Raw genomic sequence first — 18,644 nt, forward strand, 5'->3', positions numbered from 1 at the left:
TCCTTAGTTATGGAGGTAAAATCAGGCGGTTTGATGTTCGCTTTCCGCCAGATGCATCAGAAAAGAGAGCGTTCCCGGCGGCACCAGCGGCTCGATAGCCGACCACTGCCGCGCGTTATAGAGCTTGCGCACTCGGGAAGCAGAGATTGGCTCGCCGCCCTTCTCAACCCGATCCAGCTCAACCACCTTGATTGCAGGCGTCTCGCCCGGCGCTTCCAGCAGTTGCCGCATGCGCAGGTTGTAATTGCGGGTTAATCCACACAGCGGTTCGCTGCCGACAAAGCGGTGAGTGATGCCTAGCGCCGGGGCGAGATGTTCGCGGAAGAGCTGCAGATCGATCTGGCAATGGCAATCGTCAACCGCGCCTTTGTCTTTGAGGAAATAGCCGGGGAAGGTTGCCCGGGAAATAACGTAAGCCGATCCAGGATGCAGGGTGACGTTTTCAATTCCCGCAATCCCCTGCTCAATCAGCGCTACGCGATCCTGATAGCTGAAAAATGACGCGTCTTCCTTCACCACGAACAGATGCAGCCAGTCACATTGGCGGGCGGCCTGTTCCACCAGCCAGCGGTGCCCCAGCGTAAAAGGATTGGCGTTCATCACGATAGCGCCGATTTTCTCCCCGGGCTGACGGTACATCGTGAGCTGGCGGCAATAGCGGGCCAGACGTTCGCGGCTATTTTCCATTAATACGGCCTGGTCGCCCGCGCGGGCGATAGGCCAGAATCCAGCGCAGGAAAAGAGCGCGGCGGAATAAGGTTTGGTGAATAAAAACAGTTCGCTGCGGCCCAGTTCATACGCCTGGGTCATCAGTTCGGTCAGCAGCTTCAGGCTTAGCCCTTCCCCCTGTAGCGACGGGTCGACGGCAATACACTTCAGCACGCACCCGGCAATCGCACCGCAGCCGACAATACGCCGCTGATGCTCGGCGACAATCACGATTTCGCAATCCGCTTCGAGAGAGAGCTGATGTTGGTGAAGGAAGAGATCAACCGCCTCTCGCCGCCGGGGATCTTTTTGTACCACGACGCGTTTTAATATCAGATTCATTTTTTCGCGCTTCATTAACCAAAAACGAACTGTATTTCGCCACCGTTCCCGTAGCGGTTCTTTTATTTAAATCACACTTTTCCCCGTACCTTAATTGGCTTTATGGTTTTTATGTTGTTAATTAATTCAGAGGAATAAAAACAATTAAATTAATTAAAAACACAGCCGATCAGTGAAGATAATCACATATCAGCCAGGAGTATATTTATTATGATGCCGCCGTCTTATTATTGTTTTTTCCAACGGCCTTATTATTTTTCACAGGGTGACGTCATGACTAACATGAGCCAGGCTCCGGCAGCGGAGAAAAAAGGCGTTAGCGATATACTGGGGTTTAAAATCTTCGGTATGCCGCTCCCGCTTTACGCGTTTGCATTAATTACACTACTCCTTTCACACTTTTATGACGCGCTACCCACTGATATCGTGGGCGGCTTCGCGATAATGTTTATTATTGGCGCTATTTTTGGTGAAATTGGTAAACGTCTACCGATATTTAATAAATATATTGGTGGCGCACCGGTAATGATCTTCCTGGTGGCTGCGTATTTTGTTTATGCCGGTATTTTCACACAGAGAGAAATCGACGCAATCACCAATGTGATGGATAAAAGTAACTTCCTGAACTTATTCATCGCAGTGTTGATTACCGGTGCTATTCTCGCGGTTAACCGTAAACTGTTGCTGAAATCCCTACTGGGTTATATTCCAACTATCCTTATGGGGATCCTCGGGGCATCAATCTTTGGCATTGCTATCGGGCTGTGCTTCGGTATTTCTATCGATCGCATCATGATGCTGTATGTCCTGCCGATTATGGGCGGCGGCAACGGCGCAGGCGCGGTTCCGCTGTCTGAAATTTATCACTCCGTCACCGGTCGTTCTCGTGAAGAGTACTACTCGACCGCGATTGCCATTCTGACCATCGCCAACATCTTCGCCATCGTTTTCGCCGCACTCCTCGATATTATCGGCAAAAAATATACCTGGCTGAGCGGTGAGGGCGAGCTGGTACGTAAAGCTTCATTCAAAGTCGAAGACGATGAAAAAGCGGGCGCGATTACCCATCGTGAAACGGCTGTCGGCCTGGTACTCGCCACCACCTGCTTCCTGCTGGCCTACGTGATTGCCAAGAAAATTCTGCCAAGCATTGGTGGTGTATCCATTCACTACTTCGCCTGGATGGTGCTGATCGTCGCGGCGCTGAATGCCTCTGGCCTCTGCTCGCCGGAAATCAAAGCCGGAGCTAAACGTCTGTCTGACTTCTTCTCTAAGCAACTGCTGTGGGTGCTGATGGTCGGCGTCGGCGTGTGCTACACCGACCTGCAAGAGATCATCGACGCGATCACCTTCGCTAACGTGGTGATTGCCGCAGTCATCGTAGTGGGTGCCGTCGTCGGTGCCGCTGTCGGCGGCTGGCTGATTGGCTTCTTCCCGATTGAATCCGCAATTACCGCTGGCCTGTGTATGGCTAACCGCGGCGGTTCCGGTGACCTGGAAGTACTCTCTGCCTGTAACCGTATGAATCTTATCTCCTATGCGCAAATCTCCTCCCGTTTGGGCGGCGGTATTGTGCTGGTCATCGCGAGCATCGTGTTCGGCATGATGATGTAATAAACACGCACGATGGCGATGTTTGAGCGTAAACCACAGCGGTGCAAATTAGGGTCCAGGGCCGGGGGCGGCTTCGGGAAATCCACCCTACTCCTTAGCCGGACGCACCAATGAATTTACTTTCAAACACGCCATCGTGCCCTTACTTTTGGACCTTTTCATGAGTGATGCAGTACTGCTGGGTGAAGGCTTCACCCTGATGTTCCTCGGCATGGGATTCGTGCTGGCGTTTCTGTTCCTGCTGATTTTCGCCATCCAGGGCATGTCCGCCGCCGTCAACCGCTTCTTCCCTGAACCGGCCCCGGCGCCCAAAGCGGCTCCCGTTGCTGCCGCGCCCGCTGACGACTTCGCCCGCTTAAAGCCGGTGATTGCCGCCGCTATCCACCACCATCGCCGCCTTAACCCTTAATTCACGGAGCATTCCATGACCGTTGCCATTACCGATGTCGTCCTGCGCGACGCCCACCAGTCCCTTTTCGCCACCCGCCTGCGCCTTGACGATATGCTGCCCATCGCCGCTCAGCTCGACGACGTGGGCTACGGCTCCCTCGAATGCTGGGGCGGCGCCACCTATGACGCCTGCATCCGCTTCCTCGGCGAAGACCCGTGGGTCCGCCTGCGCGAGCTGAAAAAAGCCATGCCGAAGACCCCGCTGCAGATGCTGCTGCGCGGCCAGAACCTGCTCGGCTACCGCCACTACGCCGATGACGTGGTGGAGCGCTTCGTTGAACGCGCCGTTAAAAACGGCATGGACGTGTTCCGCGTCTTCGACGCCATGAACGACCCGCGCAATATGAAGGCGGCTTTACAAGCCGTGCGCAGCCACGGCGCGCACGCTCAGGGCACGCTCTCGTACACCACCAGCCCGGCGCACACCCTGCAGACCTGGCTGGACCTGACCGAACAGCTGCTGGAAACCGGCGTCGATTCCATCGCCATCAAGGATATGTCCGGCATTCTCACCCCGTCTGCCGCCTTTGAGCTGGTGAGCGAAATCAAAAAACGCCACGACGTGCGCCTGCACCTGCACTGCCACGCCACCACCGGGATGGCGGAGATGGCCCTGCTGAAGGCCATCGAAGCGGGTGTTGACGGCGTCGACACCGCCATCTCTTCCATGAGTGCCACCTACGGCCACCCGGCCACCGAAGCGCTGGTCGCCACCCTCGCCGGGACACAGTACGACACCGGGCTGGATATCCTGAAGCTGGAGAGCATCGCGGCGTACTTCCGCGAGGTGCGCAAAAAATATCACGCCTTTGAAGGCCAGCTGAAGGGCTACGACAGCCGTATTCTGGTGGCCCAGGTGCCGGGCGGGATGCTCACTAACCTCGAGGGTCAGCTGAAGCAACAGAACGCCGCCGACAGGCTGGATGAGGTGCTGGCGGAAATCCCCCGCGTGCGCGAGGACCTCGGCTTTATCCCGCTGGTCACCCCGACTTCACAGATTGTCGGCACCCAGGCGGTGCTTAACGTCCTCACCGGCGAGCGCTACAAAACCATCGCCAAAGAGACGGCGGGGATTCTGAAGGGCGAATACGGCCATACTCCGGTGCCGGTGAATGCGGCATTGCAGGCCCGCGTGCTGGAAGGGGCTGCCCCGGTGACCTGCCGCCCGGCGGACCTGCTGAAACCGGAGCTGGCGCAGCTTGAGGCCGACGTGAAGCGCCAGGCGCAGGAGAAGGGTATTCAGCTTGCGGAAAACGCCATCGACGACGTGCTGACCGTGGCGCTGTTCCCGCAAATCGGCCTCAAATTCCTTGAGAACCGCCACAACCCGGCGGCGTTTGAGCCGGTGCCGCAGGCGGAAGAGGCGAAACCTGCCGCTGCCCCGGCAAAAGCCGCCGCTTCCGGTATTTACACCGTGGAGGTGGAAGGTAAGGCCTTTGTGGTCAAAGTCAGCGACGGCGGCGATATCAGCCAGCTGACCGCAGCCGTTCCAGCCTCCACGCCAGCCGCTGCCGCTCCGGCCGGCGCAGGCACCCCGGTGACCGCCCCGCTGGCGGGCAACATCTGGAAGGTAATTGCCACAGAGGGCCAGATGGTGGCGGAAGGCGACGTGCTGCTGATTCTGGAAGCCATGAAGATGGAAACCGAAATCCGCGCCGCGCAGGCCGGGACCGTGCGCGGTATCGCCGTGAAGTCCGGGGACGCGGTCTCCGTGGGCGACACCCTGATGCAGCTGGCGTAAGGAAGAGGAACGGAAATGGAAAGTCTGAACGCCCTGATTCAGGGCATGGGCCTGATGCACCTCGGCATCGGCCAGGCCATCATGCTGCTGGTGAGCCTGCTGCTGCTGTGGCTGGCGATTGCGAAGAAGTTCGAGCCGCTGCTGCTGCTGCCGATTGGCTTTGGCGGCCTACTGTCGAATATCCCGGAAGCCGGGCTGGCGCTGACCGCGCTGGAGAGCCTGCTGGCCCATCACGACGCCGGGCAGCTGGCGGTGATTGCCGCGAAGCTCAACTGCCTGCCGGACGTGCATGCCATCAAGGAGGCATTAGCGCTGGCGCTGCCGTCGGTACAAAACCAGATGGAAGACCTCGCCGTGGATATGGGCTACTCGTCCGGGGTGCTGGCGATTTTTTATAAGGTCGCCATCGGTTCAGGCATCGCCCCACTGGTGATTTTTATGGGCGTGGGGGCGATGACCGACTTCGGCCCGCTGCTGGCCAACCCGCGCACCCTGCTGCTGGGGGCGGCGGCACAGTTCGGTATCTTCGCCACGGTGCTGGGGGCGCTGACGCTGAACTACTTCGGCCTGATTTCCTTCACCCTGCCGCAGGCGGCGGCCATCGGCATCATCGGCGGCGCGGACGGCCCGACGGCGATTTACCTGTCGGGCAAGCTGGCGCCGGAGCTGCTGGGGGCCATCGCGGTGGCGGCGTACTCGTACATGGCGCTGGTGCCGTTAATCCAGCCGCCGATTATGAAGGCGCTGACCAGCGATAAAGAGCGGAAAATCCGCATGGTGCAGCTGCGCACGGTGAGTAAGCGGGAAAAAATCCTCTTCCCGGCGGTGCTGTTGCTGCTGGTGGCGCTGCTGCTGCCGGACGCGGCGCCGCTGCTGGGGATGTTCTGCTTCGGCAACCTGATGCGCGAGAGCGGCGTGGTGGAGCGTCTGAGCGATACGGTGCAGAACGGTCTGATTAATATCGTGACCATTTTCCTGGGGCTGTCGGTGGGCGCGAAGCTGGTGGCGGACAAGTTCCTGCAACCGCAGACGCTGGGCATCCTGGTGTTGGGGGTGATTGCGTTCTGCGTGGGTACCGCCGCCGGGGTATTAATGGCGAAGCTGCTCAATAAATTCAGTAAGAATCCGATTAACCCGCTGATTGGTTCAGCCGGGGTGTCGGCGGTGCCGATGGCGGCGAGGGTGTCGAACAAGGTGGGCCTGGAGTCGGACGCGCAGAACTTCCTGCTGATGCACGCGATGGGTCCGAACGTGGCCGGGGTGATTGGCTCGGCGATTGCCGCCGGGGTGATGCTCAAGTACGTGCTGGCGATGTAGTTCCGTGCTCTTCCCGGAGGCGGCGCTGTGCACCGCCTCCGGGAGAGAGTTCAGGTTACGGTGTAAAAACCCGCTCCTACGGGCAAATCGCCCGCCACCGGGGATACGTAAAACGTCGTATTCCAACTGAATGACTTCTGAAATCAGCAAAACTGTGGGCCGATTCAGCGTCATTGGCCCCGAAAAAAGAGAAAATGACCTTTTGATGTCAATTCGCCCAATGTTTACCCGAAAAATCACGCACTGGTTTGCCCGGCGTTCGTTCCAGAACCGGATCTTTCTGTTGATCCTGTTCACCTCAACAATCGTGATGCTGGCGATGTCATGGTATCTCACCAGCATTACGGAAGAGCGCCTGCATTACCAGGTTGGCCAGCGCGCGCTGATTCAGGCGATGCAAATCTCCGCCATGCCCGAACTGGTCGAAGCGGTAGAAAAACACGATCTGGCACGAATTAAAGCGCTTATCGACCCAATGCGATCGTTTTCCGATGCTACCTACATTACCGTCGGCGATGCGAAAGGCCAGCGTCTGTATCACGTGAATCCTGATGAAATCGGTAAATATATGGAGGGCGGCGACAGCGACGATGCGCTGTACAACGCCAAAAGCTACGTTTCGGTACGCAAAGGATCACTTGGCTCTTCATTACGCGGCAAATCACCTATCCAGGACAGCACCGGCAAAGTGCTCGGCATCGTATCGGTGGGCTATACCATCGAACAGCTGGAGAACTGGCTTAGTTTACAGATCGGATCGCTGATGATCCCGATGGCTATCATGCTGCTCCTGCTGCTCTACTGCGCCCGGCGTTTCTCACTGCACATTAAAAAACAGATGCTGAATATGGAACCGCAGCAGCTATCACAGCTGCTTATTCAGCAAAGCGTGCTGTTTGAATCGGTATTTGAGGGGCTGATTGCTATCGATTCACACTACAAAATTACCGCTATTAATCAGACTGCGCGGCGGCTATTGAACCTGAGCCAGCCGGAAACCATCCTGATCGGCAAAAGCATCAGCAGCGTTATCTCCCAGGAGACGTTCTTCTACGACGCACCGCAGGAGAACAAGAAAGATGAAATCGTCACCTTTAATCAGATCAAAGTGATCGCCAGCCGGATGGCCGTCACGCTCAATAGCGAGCCTCAGGGCTGGGTCATTAGCTTTCGTAGCAAAGACGATATCAACACCCTTAGCCTGCAGCTCAGCCAGGTCCAGCAGTACGCAGATAACCTGCGTGCCGTGCAGCATGAGCATCGTAACCTGATCTCCACTATCGCCGGTCTGCTGTTTTTAAAACGCTACGATAACGCGCTGGATCTCATTCAGCAGCAGTCTGAAAGCCACCAGAAAGTGCTCGATTTTATTGCGCGTAATTTTAAAGTGAACCACCTCGCCGGATTGCTGATCGGCAAATACTATCGCGCCAAAGAGCTCGGTTTAGAACTGGTATTCGACCCCTCCTGTTACGTCGACACTCTGCCTTCATCACTTTCACACAATGAATGGATCTCGATCGTCGGCAATCTGCTGGACAACGCCTACAATGCCACCTTGCGCCAGCCGGCAGGCTCAAAGCAGATTGAGTGCCTGATCAACAGCGAGGGCGGTGAAGTGATCATCGAGATCGCCGATCAGGGCTGTGGAATTGATGAGCCAATGCGAGATCGCATTTTTGAACGCGGCGTGACCAGCAGCGACAGCGGCGATCATGGTATCGGCCTGTGGCTGGTTCGTAGCTACGTTGAGCAGGCGGGCGGCAATATCGTCGTCGATGACAACATTCCCTTTGGCGCTATTTTTACTCTTTATATCCCCCTGACCCGAGATGAACATCATGGATAGCATCACAACCCTCATCGTTGAAGACGAACCTATGCTGGCGGAAATCCTGGTGGATACCATCAAACAATTTCCCCAGTTCGCAGTCATTGGCATTGCCGATAAACTGGAAAGCGCCAAAAAGCTGCTCCGTCTCTATCAGCCACAGCTGATTCTGCTGGATAACTTTTTGCCCGATGGCAAAGGCCTCGATCTGATCCGCCACGCCGTCAACACCAACTACAAAGGCCGCATCATTTTTATTACTGCTGATAATCACATGGATACCATCAGTGAAGCCCTGCGGATGGGGGTTTTTGATTATCTGATTAAGCCGGTGCACTATCAGCGCTTGCAGCATACGCTTGAGCGCTTTGCCCGCTATCGCAGCTCACTGCGCTCCAGCGAACAGGCCAGCCAGACCCACGTTGACGCCCTTTTTAATATTCAGGCCAAGGAGCATACCGAAGCCGCTGGGTCTGCGCTGCGCGGCATCGATGAAAGCACCTTTAATCGCGTATTACAGCTCTTCACTGACCCGGAAATCGTTCATACCGCCGACACGCTCGCCCGCATTCTCGGCAGCAGTAAAACTACCGCTCGCCGCTACCTGGAGCAAGGTGTGAAAAACGATTTTCTCGAAGCGGAAATCAGCTACGGTAAAGTCGGCAGGCCGGAGCGAATTTATCACGGTAAAGTGACCGACACCGCTTAATCGCCCTGGCGAAAACCGCAAGATTCGCGGATCACTAGCGCGGGCGGCAGAATAATACGTTTCGGCGGCTCATCATTGCCCTGAATACGGCTATATAGCAGCTCGCCCGCTTTACGACCAATCTCTTTCGCCGCCACCGAAACGGTGGTTAGCGCAGGCTGAACCAGCGCCGCTTCGGTAATATCATCGAAGCCCACCAGCGCAAAATCTCGCCCCGGCTCGCGGCCCATTTTACGCAGCGCCTGCATCACTCCCAGAGCGACAATATCCTGATAGCAAACGGCGGCGGTAATTTGCGGATATTGCGATAACAGCGATTCCGCCACTTTGGCGCCATCAATCTGGCTTGCCTGAGCGGTGACGATCCAGTGTGGATTCGGAGAAATACCGCTTTCCAGCAGCGTGCTGGTAAAACCGCCAATGCGCTGCGCCCGGGTGCCGGAGCTCGGGCTACCGCCGATAAAGGCGATATTCTGATGACCCATTTTTAGCAAATGCGTCGTCGCCATCTGGGTGCCGAGAAAGTTATCAGTGCCGACGAAATCGAAGTCCGGGTCGCTCAACGGGCGCACCACCATAATGGCCGGGATATTGCGTCTTTTCAGCGCATCAAAAAACGAGGACGGTGTTTCCCGCGCCGCGCACAACACCATCCCGCAGGCGCTATTACGCATCAGCGAGTCCACAAACTTCTGCTGGCGTTCGCCAGATTCTTCACTATTAGCCAGAAACAGCAGTAAATCATGGCGTTCCATTTCATGGCTCAGGCCCGCCGTCATCTCGCCATAAAACGGGTTGGTGATATCGTGCAGCAGCAGTCCAACCTGATTGCTGCTGCGGTTGCGTAGGTTGGCGGCGGTCTGATTGTAGACGTAGCCGGTATCATCCAGCGCTTTCAATACCCGGTCGCGTGTGGCCTGCGAAATACGCCCCCGATTGCGTAATACCATTGAGACGGTCGCCGTAGAGACCCCCGCCCGTTCGGCGACCTGCGCCAGCGTCACTGTCGTCATGATTCCTCCTGTTCGTTCACATCAGGTTAATCGAATAACCTAAAAATTGCATTATTCCCTGTGACTGCACTCACATTAACGCCCATTTCACTCGCTCAGTTGCTGATTATGCCGGGTTAATCGCGTTAACCACACTATCAAAATAAGGTTAATCGATTAATCTTTATTTAGCGAATACGGAGAGAAAACATGCAAACGACCTATGATAAATTCCCTGAAGTAGCTATTCAGGGTTACGACGACCAGGCCTGGCAAGGCTGGGAAGCCATCGCCGCGGCGCTTAATAACCGAATTTCCACCGCGTCCAGAACCATTGTGGTTGTGGATTGTTATCCGGGCGTACGGCTTGCTGAGCTGGAGCAACGCCTGCTGCCGTTACTCAATATCCAGCTTGCGCTCAACGTCGAATCTGCCCGCCGGGATGAGCAAGCGCTGCACGGCCTGCTGGCGCGCAACCTTACCGACGACCGCGTATTCGGCGTCCTCTCCTGTCATCATCTGGATGAGTTTTTTGATGAAGAAAAGCTATGCCGGATACGCCAGCAAATTGACGCCACCCGCGAGGGCATAATTGTCGTCTACGGGCCAGGTGCGGCATTAGCGCATTCGGGCGATATCCTGATTTACGCCGACCTGCCGCGCTGGGAAATTCAGCAGCGTATGCGCCACGATGGGCTGGGCAACTGGGGGGCTAAGAACCAGGATGAAGATATTCTTCGCCGCTACAAGCGCGCCTTTTTTATTGAATGGCGGGTTTTCGATCGCCATAAAACACCGCTGCTCAAGCGAGCTGATTTTCTGCTCGATACCACCGTAGAGAATGCCCCGGCGCTGGTCAGCGGAGAGGCGCTGCGCACCGGGCTGCAACAAACCACTGCTCGTCCATTCCGCGTCGCTCCCTTCTTCGACCCCGGCGTCTGGGGCGGGCAGTGGATGAAACAACAATTCGATCTCGATCCCACGGCCCCCAACTACGCATGGTGTTTTGATTGCGTGCCCGAGGAAAACAGCCTGTTACTGCGTTTTGGCGACGTGCGGATCGAGATCCCCTCTCAGGACCTGGTGCTGCTATACCCTCGTGCGCTGCTTGGCGAGAAGGTTCACGCCCGCTTCGGCGCGGAATTTCCGATCCGTTTTGATTTTCTCGACACCATCGGCGGGCAAAATCTGAGTTTCCAGGTCCACCCGCTGACCGAATATATCCAGCAGCAGTTTGGCATGCATTACACCCAGGATGAGAGCTACTACATTCTTGAAGCAGAGCCAGGCGCAGTGGTTTATCTCGGCACCAAAACCGGCATTGAGCCGCAGGCGATGCTGGACGACCTGCGTGCCGCTGGGCGCGGAGAAAAAGCGTTCGACGATGTGCGTTTTGTTAACCAAATCCCGGCGCGGAAACACGATCACTTCCTGATCCCGGCCGGGACGGTCCACTGCTCCGGTAGCGGCACGATGGTGCTGGAGATCAGCGCCACACCGTATATTTTCACCTTCAAGCTGTGGGATTGGGGCCGCCTGGGCCTCGATGGTTTACCACGCCCTGTGCATCTCGATCACGGCGAGCAGGTTATCGACTGGCAGCGTGATACGCAGTGGGTCGAGGAGAATCTGGTGAACCGTATCGATCCCATCGCCGAAGGTGAAGGCTGGCGGGAAGAACGAACCGGAATGCACGAACGCGAGTTTATCGAAACCCGTCGTCACTGGTTTACTGCGCCTGTCACTCACCACACTCAGGGCGGCGTGAACGTGCTGAACCTGGTAGAGGGAGCTCAGGCGGTGGTCGATAGCCCAAGCGGAGCATTTGAGCCCTTCATCGTTCACTATGCCGAGACCTTTATTATTCCCGCAGCGGTCGGCGAATACCGGATTTCACCGGCGGGCGAAGGCATCGGGCAGCAGCTCGCCACCATCAAAGCCTGGGTAAGAGGATAAACGCATGATCAATGTAATTGTCGCCAGCCACGGTCCTCTCGCCGACGCCCTGCTCGCCAGCAGCCGGATGGTTTACGGTGAATTACCGCATGTTTTCACCGTGACCCTTAGCGATCAGGCGGGCATTGAAGGCTTTAAACAGGATTTCGCCACGACGCTAAAAAACGCAGGACACAACGCCGATGGCGTGCTGGTGCTATGCGATATGCAAAGCGGGACCCCGTGGAACGTCGCCTGCCAGCATGCATTTTCCACCGAAACAACGCCTCCGCTCGCCGTCGTGGCGGGCGTGAATTTTCCCATGCTGCTGCAAAGTGAAGACGTTAGCCATTTCACCGACGTTCATGCCGCAGCCGAGCAACTGCTGGAAATGACCGTCCCGACGCTGATAAAAGCCGTTCCGGTTTTATCCGTTCAGTCAGATGATTTTTAAAGGAAACCGCTATGAGTATCTCATTTGTTCGTATTGATGACCGCGTTATCCATGGGCAGCTCATGACACGTTGGGCCAAAGAGCTGCCCTGCGATGGGATTGTCGCTATTGACGACGCCGTCGCGGCCGACCCGCTGCTCTCATCGGTGATGAAAGGTGCCGTGCAGGACACCAAAGTCTGGCTGTTCGATACCGCAACGGCAATTGAAAAACTGCCCAAGGTGATCGCCAGCGAGAAGCGCTATTTCGTTATCGGTAAATCCCCGCTCACTCTGCAACGCATTGAGCAAGCGGGGATCAGCCTGAAAAACGCCAACGGCAAAATCAACGTTGGCCCGATGAGCGCCCGGGCTGACACCACGACCATCGGCCCAAATCAGTCGGTCAACGCGGACGAGATCGCTGCTTTTGACTGGCTGGTGCAGCACGGGCATCACGTGGAATTCCGCCTGGTCCCGGATGCCAGTTGCTACAGCTGGCAGGACGCCCGACAGAAGCTGAAATAAGGAGCGAACGATGATTATCGAAGCTACGCTAATTGGCATTCTCTGCTACCTGGGCGCGCTGAGCAGTCCCTGGCTTCTGGGGCTAACCGGCGGCTGGTACCTGATAACCCGGCCGCTGGTTTCCGGAATGCTGGTCGGGCTGATTCTCGGCGATCTGAAAACCGGGATCATGATAGGCGTTGCGGTACAGGCGGTGTATATCGCGATGGTGACGCCGGGCGGCTCAATGCCTGCGGATCTCAACTTTGTCGCTTATCCGGCCATCGCGCTGGGTATTTTATCGGGCAAAGGGCCGGAAGTGGCGGTGGCGCTGGCGGCGACAATTGGTATCGCCGGAACCATTTTATTCAACGCGATGATGGTACTGAACTCCTTCTGGAACCACCGGGCCGACGTGGCGCTGGATCGCGGCGATGAGCGCGGGCTGTATCTGAACAGCGCGATCTGGCCGCAGGTGACGAATTTCATTTTGCGTTTCGTACCCACGTTTATCGCGGTCTATTTCGGCGCGCAGTACATCAGCGGTTTTATGGATAGTTTGCCGAAAATCGTGCTGTCGACGATGAACGTGCTGGGCGGCATCCTGCCCGCCGTCGGTATCGCGATCCTGCTTAAGCAGATCATTAAAAACTACACCATGCTGATCTACTTTTTGGTCGGTTTCGTCTGCATCGTTTTTTTGAAGCTCAACATGGTCGCGCTGGTGATCGTTGGTTCGCTGCTGGCGCTTATCCATTACAACTATAAACCGGAACCGCCGCAGGCTGCGGGCGCGAGACCGGTGGTCGATGATGAGGATGAATTCTGATGGAAGAGCGTACTCTTACCCGTAAAGATCTGCGCCGCTGCTGGCGGGCGTGGATGATGCATAACCTGTCGTCAATGAGCTTTGAGCGCCTTGAGTCCTTCGGCTTTTGCCTGAGCATGCTGCCGGTGGCGAAAAAGCTCTACCCGGATGCCGCCCAGCGTACCGAGATGCTGCGCCGTCACGCCTCGTTTTATAATACGGAACCGCAGATCGGCGCGATCGTTAATGGGATGGCGCTGGGGCTGGAGGAGAAAAAGGCCAACGGCGAGCCGATCGACGGCGAAACGATCAACACCCTGAAAGTGGGTCTGATGGGGCCAATTGCCGGGATCGGCGATTCGATGATCCCCGGAATGCTGATCCCTATTCTGCTCAGCATCGGGATGGCGCTGGCGGCAGGCGGTAATATTCTTGGGCCGCTGTTTTATACCGTCGCCTGGCTGGCGATTATCCTGCCCGGCTCGTGGTTCCTGTTTCTCAAAGGCTACAAAATGGGCTCCGGCTCGGTGGAGATGCTGGTCAGCAGCAAATCAGCCCGCCTGCGCGAAGCCTTATCGCTATTAGGCGTTTTTGTGATGGGCGGCGTAGCGGCCAGCTATGTCAAGCTGGGCACCGGGCTGGAGTTCATCACCCAGGATGGCGTCAATATCCACGTTCAGCAGATGCTCGACGGCATCTTCCCGCAGTTGCTGCCGCTGGTGGTGGTGTTAGGGACCTGGTATTTGATGGCGAAGCGCGGTGTTTCACCGGTGAAAGCGATGGTACTGCTGCTGGTGCTGGCAGCGCTTGGCGTCGCCAGCGGCCTGTTTGCCGGTTAATTTTTGTGGATGTGACACACCGGGGCGTTCAGCCCCGGTTTTTTATGGATGGAAGTTACACCACAGTTCTGCCGTTTTATCCGGGCGGGAGATAAACTGAAAGCGTGCCGGATCGTCAATAAACTGCTGATAAATCGGGGCGGGGGTTATACCAAACTCGGTGTACTCCCGAGGGGTGACCGCCTGTAAACGTCCCGGAACGTAGCGCGGATTGTGCTGCCAGACCACATGCTTATCCTGCAATAGCGGATACCACGCCAGCCCCTTATGCGCCCGTACGGCCTCATATTCAAAACCATATTCACGGTCGCACCAGGCACCAAAGGTGAGCGGCACCTCCGGGTTGGCCGATATTGTGGCGTGCCCCCATCCCGGCGGGACCAGTACTTTTTCTCCCGGCCCGGCAATCACCGCAAAGCAGCGGCCCGGGTCGTCCTCAACGTACTCCTGCATATAGATAATCGCGCTGCCCTGCCAGATTTCATACAGCTCCGGCGGCGACCAACCGCTGTGCTGGCTAATACGATGAACATGTCCCTGACTGCGAATCGGCTCTTCACCCAAACGCCCGGCGGCATAGGTCACCACGCCAAACAGCAGCATGCGCTTTTGCAGCGTTTCGCGATCCTGCATCCTCGCCACATCCATGGCGATGGCATAAACCTCTTGCGGGCCGTCGCAATGCGGGTCGCGCAGCGAAGCGCGAATCTGATCGAGGCGGCGGATCTCCGGCATCGGGCCGGTCACATCTTCACCATAGCTAAAACCCAACGGCTGATGATGAATCGCCATATCCAGGCCGTAACGGCGGGCTGAGTCAGCCATTCTGCACCTCCTTTGCCTGAACAGTCTGATTCTCCTCAATCACCCGCAGCGCAAAGCCGCCTGCCAGCGCCGCGTAATCATGCCCGGCGACGGCAGGCCAAACCGCCAGCGCGGAAAGCACATCGTCGCCGACATTGATAAGCCGGTGAGCGGTAAAACCAGGAATGATATGGACCGAACCGACAAAGACCTTCTCCAGTCGCGCCTCGCCCTGCTCATTTTGCAATAGCAGCAAGCCGCTCCCGCGCAGGCCGAAATAGACTTCGCCCTGCTCACGACGGTGATGGAAATGGCCGCGGGTCATAAAAAACTCATGACCGACTTTGCCGGGATAAAGGTGGGTTACGCCGGTATAAAGTTCACCCTCAGCGGGTGAAGTGGTCAGCATTTCAACATCATAAACGGTGAGATCGCCGGGCATGGCCTGCCGGGCGAGTTCATCAACAAAAATCCCAGCAAGATCTTCGATTCGCGTTGATTTACGTAATAGCGGGCCGTCGGATAATGCTCCGCTGGCCCATGCCACCTGCGGCGGCTGGATAAAAACAGGATTCATATGTGTCTCCGGCCCGAGGAGAACAGCGCTGTCAGAATAGCAGATTAATCGATTAACCTGCTATCAAGATGGCGTCTTTGCTGGCGAAATCACACAAACAGATTACAGCCACGCGCCCTCCTTTTTCACTCCAGAGTGTAGCTCACGATCATCTGGCCCTTTTTCATCTTCACCTGAGTAATGACGACTTTCCCCAACTCAGACAGGCTGGCAACGTGGGTACCGCCGCAGGGATAGCTCAACATGTCGCCGAAGCCCACCTTGCGCAGGCCATCAGCAAAAGAGACCTGACGCAGTAAATTCTCTGCCTGCCAGGTTTCGACTTTTTCCAGCAACATGCTGGCCTCGGGCAGCACGGCATTAGCACCCGCCGCAAAGGTAATGCGCCCTTCTCCCGGCCAGTGATGAGCTTTAATCGGCTGCCAGCCGAACGACTCACCAGCTTGACCCAGCAAGTGTCCGGCAGAGTGTAAACGCGCGTGTATCTGCCTCGCCTCAATATCGATGCGGATTACCACCTCATCGAGCACCAGCGGCTGCGAAACAATATGCGCAATGCTGTTGTCGCGCGCGATAACGCTTTCAACCGCAACATCAGCAATCCAGCCGCGATCGGCTGGTTGCCCGCCGCCCTGCGGATGAAACAGGGTGCGGTCCAGTTCAATGGCGTAGCGCCCATCGGCTTCGCTCAGACAATTCACCACTCGCGCACGACATTCGGCGGCATCGCTGGTGTAATAAAGACGTTCAGTCATGGTTGTTCTCCTCTCTGTCAGCACAGTATATTGATATTACCGACAGCGATAATCCCATCGGACATCAATGCAATTTTGCTCTGGAAGCACAAATGAATCTGAACTTACTTCCCGACCTCGCCCTGTTTGTGCAGATTGTCGAACAGGGCAGTTTTTCCGCAGTCGCCCGCCAGTCAGGTGCCACCCCTTCCGCCATCAGCCGCAGCGTTTCGCGTCTGGAGCAGGAGATGGGCTGTAAGCTGCTACATCGCACCACGCGCAAGCTGCGCCTCAGCGATGCCGGGAAGACGGTGTATGAGCATGCGCTGGAAATGCTGGAGTCGGCGCGTCAGGCCATGGATGCCGCCAGCAGTAGCCAGGCGGTGGCCCAGGGCAAGCTCACGCTAAGCGTGCCGAAAGCCGTGGGACGTTTTGTCATTCATCCGCTGATGCTGGAGTTTTTTGCCCGCTATCCGCAGGTTGATGTTTGCTTGCGGCTTGAGGATCGGGTTCTTGATTTTATTGATGACGGCATCGACCTGGCGCTACGTATTACCCATACGCCCTCGCCGGGCCTGCACGGCAAGCCGCTGATGCCGGTCAGCCACGCTATCTGCGCGACGCCTGGCTATCTGGAGCAATACGGGAACCCACAGACGCCTCAAGATCTGCGTGAACATAGCTGCATCAGCCTTGGCGAAACACCCGCCGATTCGCGCTGGAAGTTCCGCCGCGATGGCAAAACCGAAACAATTCAGACTCACGGTCGCTATGCTGCCAACCATACCGCCGTACGCCTCGATGCCGTGAAGCAGAATCTGGGGATCGGCAGCCTGCCGCTGTTTACCGCCCGTGAAGCGCTGAAGAGCGGTGAAATTGTGCTGGTTCTGCCGGAGTGGGAGTTTATCAGCAGCTATTCCGGTCAGCTCTGGCTGCTATGGTCGGGCAATAAGCATATGCCCGCCAGAATGCGGGCGATGATTGATTATCTTAGCGAGAAGATGAGGCCGGTTTCAGGCAGCATAGCCACAGCGCGACGATCAAAAACCACGGAATAATTAGACACAGAGCGAACCACCAGCCCGAACGACCGATGTCGTGCATCCTGCGGCAACCAACGGACAGCATAGGGATGACCATCGGCAGCAACAGAATAGCGCTGAGCGGCACGGCGTAAAAAATAAAAACTCCGTACTGATAGTTATGCTGCATCGCCAAAAACCAGGCCGCCAGCGGCAACGCCAGAATCAGCAGGTTGATGATAAAAAAAGACCAGAACTCTTGCCTGCTGGCCACTCCGCTGAAATTTAAGCCTTTTTTCCAGCCGTTAAGATACGCTTGTCCATAAGTCATAACCTACATCTCCCTGATGTTTATCTTTGATTGTTAAGGTGCCAGCGCTATCACCTCGGCCGCCCAGCGCTGGAATCCTTTGACGTCCAGCCCCAGCGCCACCTGCGCGTTTGCCTGCTGGCCCAATTTACCTTCGATATCGACCACCGTCGTTCCCGAGGTCCATGTCCCCTGGGTTTCTACCGTCACAAAGCATGGTTCAAGAGTAAAGAGCTGCGGACGAACCAGCCACGCGATCGCGCACAGGTCGTGCATGCGCAGGCCGCTGCTCATGCTACCGCTGCGATAGTGGCTAAACAGCGCATGAAGCATTTTTCCGGTCTGGTTAAGCGTTGGTAGCGTCGCAAGGTAGTCCGGGGACAACATCGCCTGATTGGTGACGTCCAGTCCGCACATCACGATCTCCAGTCCGCTGTTGAACACTTTGGCTGCTGCTTCCGGATCGATGGCGATGTTAAATTCCGCATTCGGCGTAAAATTGCCGCGCCCGGCAGAACCGCCCATGATCACCAGACGGCGGATGTTAAAACGGCATTCGGGATATTGGGTCAGCAGTAGCGCGATATTGGTTAACGGGCCAATCGCCACAAGAGTCATCGGCTCCGGCGCGTGCATTAACGCATCGCGGATGGCCTGGAATGCCGGTTTTGCCAGCGGCTGACGGTTATGCTCAACGAAATCGTAGCCTTCCATCCCTGACTCGCCGTGCACAGAGGCGGCGTCGCGCAGCGGGCGAACCAGCGGCATCGATGCGCCCTGGGCCAGCGGGACATCGGCGTTCCAGAAGTGCAGCAGTTGCAGAACGTTGCGGGTGGTTTTCTCCACCGACACATTGCCCGCCACCGTGGTCATCAGCTGCAGATCCAGCTCGGGTGCGAACAGCGCCGCGGCAATCGCCGCCGCATCATCAATACCGGGATCGGTATCCAGAATGATCGGTAAGCGCATAGT

Annotated in this window: 19 protein-coding genes; 12 read left to right on the forward strand and 7 right to left on the reverse strand. The window is 56.7% G+C overall.

Going from position 1 to position 18,644, the window contains the following annotated elements:
• Window positions 1-21 precede the first annotated feature (21 nt).
• Window positions 22-1,050 carry a [citrate (pro-3S)-lyase] ligase gene (gene citC / locus QVF11_RS04805; RefSeq protein WP_287855358.1) on the reverse strand — a complete coding sequence of 343 codons (1,029 nt, stop codon included), beginning with the start codon at window positions 1,048-1,050 and terminating at the stop codon, window positions 22-24.
• Window positions 1,051-1,323: 273 nt separating this feature from the next.
• On the opposite strand from citC, the gene citS reads away from it, so the two are divergent.
• The 6 genes from citS (at window position 1,324) to citB (ending at window position 8,712) form a co-directional block, all read left to right on the forward strand.
• Window positions 1,324-2,664, forward strand: coding sequence for a citrate/sodium symporter CitS (gene citS / locus QVF11_RS04810; protein WP_181483643.1), 1,341 nt, complete (start codon window positions 1,324-1,326; stop codon window positions 2,662-2,664).
• Window positions 2,665-2,824: 160 nt separating this feature from the next.
• Window positions 2,825-3,073, forward strand: a complete 249-nt coding sequence (locus QVF11_RS04815; RefSeq protein WP_130624400.1) for an oxaloacetate decarboxylase subunit gamma — start codon at window positions 2,825-2,827, stop codon at window positions 3,071-3,073.
• A gap of 15 nt (window positions 3,074-3,088) precedes the next feature.
• On the forward strand, window positions 3,089-4,855 hold the full coding sequence (oadA, locus tag QVF11_RS04820; protein WP_287855361.1) for a sodium-extruding oxaloacetate decarboxylase subunit alpha: 1,767 nt from the start codon (window positions 3,089-3,091) through the stop codon (window positions 4,853-4,855).
• Between the two features lie 15 nt (window positions 4,856-4,870).
• The gene (locus QVF11_RS04825; protein ID WP_130624401.1) at window positions 4,871-6,172 is read left to right on the forward strand and encodes an oxaloacetate decarboxylase subunit beta; all 1,302 of its coding nucleotides are present in this window, start codon (window positions 4,871-4,873) and stop codon (window positions 6,170-6,172) included.
• Between the two features lie 220 nt (window positions 6,173-6,392).
• A complete protein-coding gene (gene citA, locus QVF11_RS04830) occupies window positions 6,393-8,021 on the forward strand; it encodes a citrate sensor histidine kinase CitA (protein ID WP_142513289.1) in 1,629 nt (542 codons plus the stop codon).
• Entirely contained in the window at window positions 8,014-8,712 is a 699-nt protein-coding gene (gene citB / locus QVF11_RS04835; RefSeq protein ID WP_110272637.1) for a citrate response regulator transcription factor CitB, read from the forward strand. Before citA ends, citB begins: the two co-directional genes overlap by 8 nt.
• Here the strand turns inward: citB and QVF11_RS04840 are convergent.
• Window positions 8,709-9,725 carry a LacI family DNA-binding transcriptional regulator gene (locus QVF11_RS04840; protein WP_110272638.1) on the reverse strand — a complete coding sequence of 339 codons (1,017 nt, stop codon included), beginning with the start codon at window positions 9,723-9,725 and terminating at the stop codon, window positions 8,709-8,711. The genes citB and QVF11_RS04840 overlap by 4 nt on opposite strands.
• Before the next feature lie 189 nt (window positions 9,726-9,914).
• Here QVF11_RS04840 and QVF11_RS04845 point away from each other — a divergent pair, with 189 nt between their 5' ends.
• Genes QVF11_RS04845 through QVF11_RS04865 form a run of 5 tightly spaced genes read left to right on the forward strand, consistent with a single transcriptional unit; the run spans window position 9,915 to window position 14,225 of the window.
• Entirely contained in the window at window positions 9,915-11,660 is a 1,746-nt protein-coding gene (locus QVF11_RS04845; RefSeq protein WP_287855364.1) for a class I mannose-6-phosphate isomerase, read from the forward strand.
• 4 nt (window positions 11,661-11,664) lie between these two features.
• Window positions 11,665-12,093 carry a PTS sugar transporter subunit IIA gene (locus tag QVF11_RS04850; protein WP_112215032.1) on the forward strand — a complete coding sequence of 143 codons (429 nt, stop codon included), beginning with the start codon at window positions 11,665-11,667 and terminating at the stop codon, window positions 12,091-12,093.
• Between the two features lie 11 nt (window positions 12,094-12,104).
• On the forward strand, window positions 12,105-12,599 hold the full coding sequence (locus tag QVF11_RS04855) for a PTS system mannose/fructose/N-acetylgalactosamine-transporter subunit IIB (protein WP_287855367.1): 495 nt from the start codon (window positions 12,105-12,107) through the stop codon (window positions 12,597-12,599).
• A gap of 10 nt (window positions 12,600-12,609) precedes the next feature.
• Entirely contained in the window at window positions 12,610-13,407 is a 798-nt protein-coding gene (locus tag QVF11_RS04860; RefSeq protein ID WP_287855369.1) for a PTS mannose/fructose/sorbose/N-acetylgalactosamine transporter subunit IIC, read from the forward strand.
• Complete coding sequence (locus tag QVF11_RS04865; protein WP_181483651.1) at window positions 13,407-14,225, forward strand: PTS system mannose/fructose/sorbose family transporter subunit IID; 819 nt, start codon at window positions 13,407-13,409, stop codon at window positions 14,223-14,225. Before QVF11_RS04860 ends, QVF11_RS04865 begins: the two co-directional genes overlap by 1 nt.
• A 42-nt stretch (window positions 14,226-14,267) precedes the next feature.
• On the opposite strand, the gene QVF11_RS04870 is transcribed toward QVF11_RS04865, so the two are convergent.
• The 3 genes from QVF11_RS04870 to QVF11_RS04880 form a co-directional block, all read right to left on the reverse strand.
• Window positions 14,268-15,050: a glucose-6-phosphate isomerase family protein gene (locus QVF11_RS04870; protein ID WP_112215036.1), complete on the reverse strand. Its 783-nt coding sequence runs from the start codon at window positions 15,048-15,050 to the stop codon at window positions 14,268-14,270.
• Entirely contained in the window at window positions 15,043-15,606 is a 564-nt protein-coding gene (locus QVF11_RS04875) for a glucose-6-phosphate isomerase family protein (protein WP_112215037.1), read from the reverse strand. Before QVF11_RS04875 ends, QVF11_RS04870 begins: the two co-directional genes overlap by 8 nt.
• A 125-nt stretch (window positions 15,607-15,731) precedes the next feature.
• Complete coding sequence (locus tag QVF11_RS04880; protein WP_287855373.1) at window positions 15,732-16,361, reverse strand: alanyl-tRNA editing protein; 630 nt, start codon at window positions 16,359-16,361, stop codon at window positions 15,732-15,734.
• 92 nt (window positions 16,362-16,453) lie between these two features.
• On the opposite strand from QVF11_RS04880, the gene QVF11_RS04885 reads away from it, so the two are divergent.
• A complete protein-coding gene (locus tag QVF11_RS04885) occupies window positions 16,454-17,398 on the forward strand; it encodes a LysR family transcriptional regulator (RefSeq protein WP_287855375.1) in 945 nt (314 codons plus the stop codon).
• Here the strand turns inward: QVF11_RS04885 and QVF11_RS04890 are convergent.
• Complete coding sequence (locus tag QVF11_RS04890; protein WP_112215040.1) at window positions 17,331-17,693, reverse strand: DUF805 domain-containing protein; 363 nt, start codon at window positions 17,691-17,693, stop codon at window positions 17,331-17,333. The genes QVF11_RS04885 and QVF11_RS04890 overlap by 68 nt on opposite strands.
• Window positions 17,694-17,726: 33 nt before the next feature.
• Window positions 17,727-18,641: a ribonucleoside hydrolase RihC gene (gene rihC, locus QVF11_RS04895; RefSeq protein ID WP_287855378.1), complete on the reverse strand. Its 915-nt coding sequence runs from the start codon at window positions 18,639-18,641 to the stop codon at window positions 17,727-17,729.
• Window positions 18,642-18,644 lie beyond the last annotated feature (3 nt).

The sequence above is a fragment of the Klebsiella sp. genome (genome assembly GCF_027492335.1).
Classification (GTDB): domain Bacteria; phylum Pseudomonadota; class Gammaproteobacteria; order Enterobacterales; family Enterobacteriaceae; genus Klebsiella; species Klebsiella huaxiensis.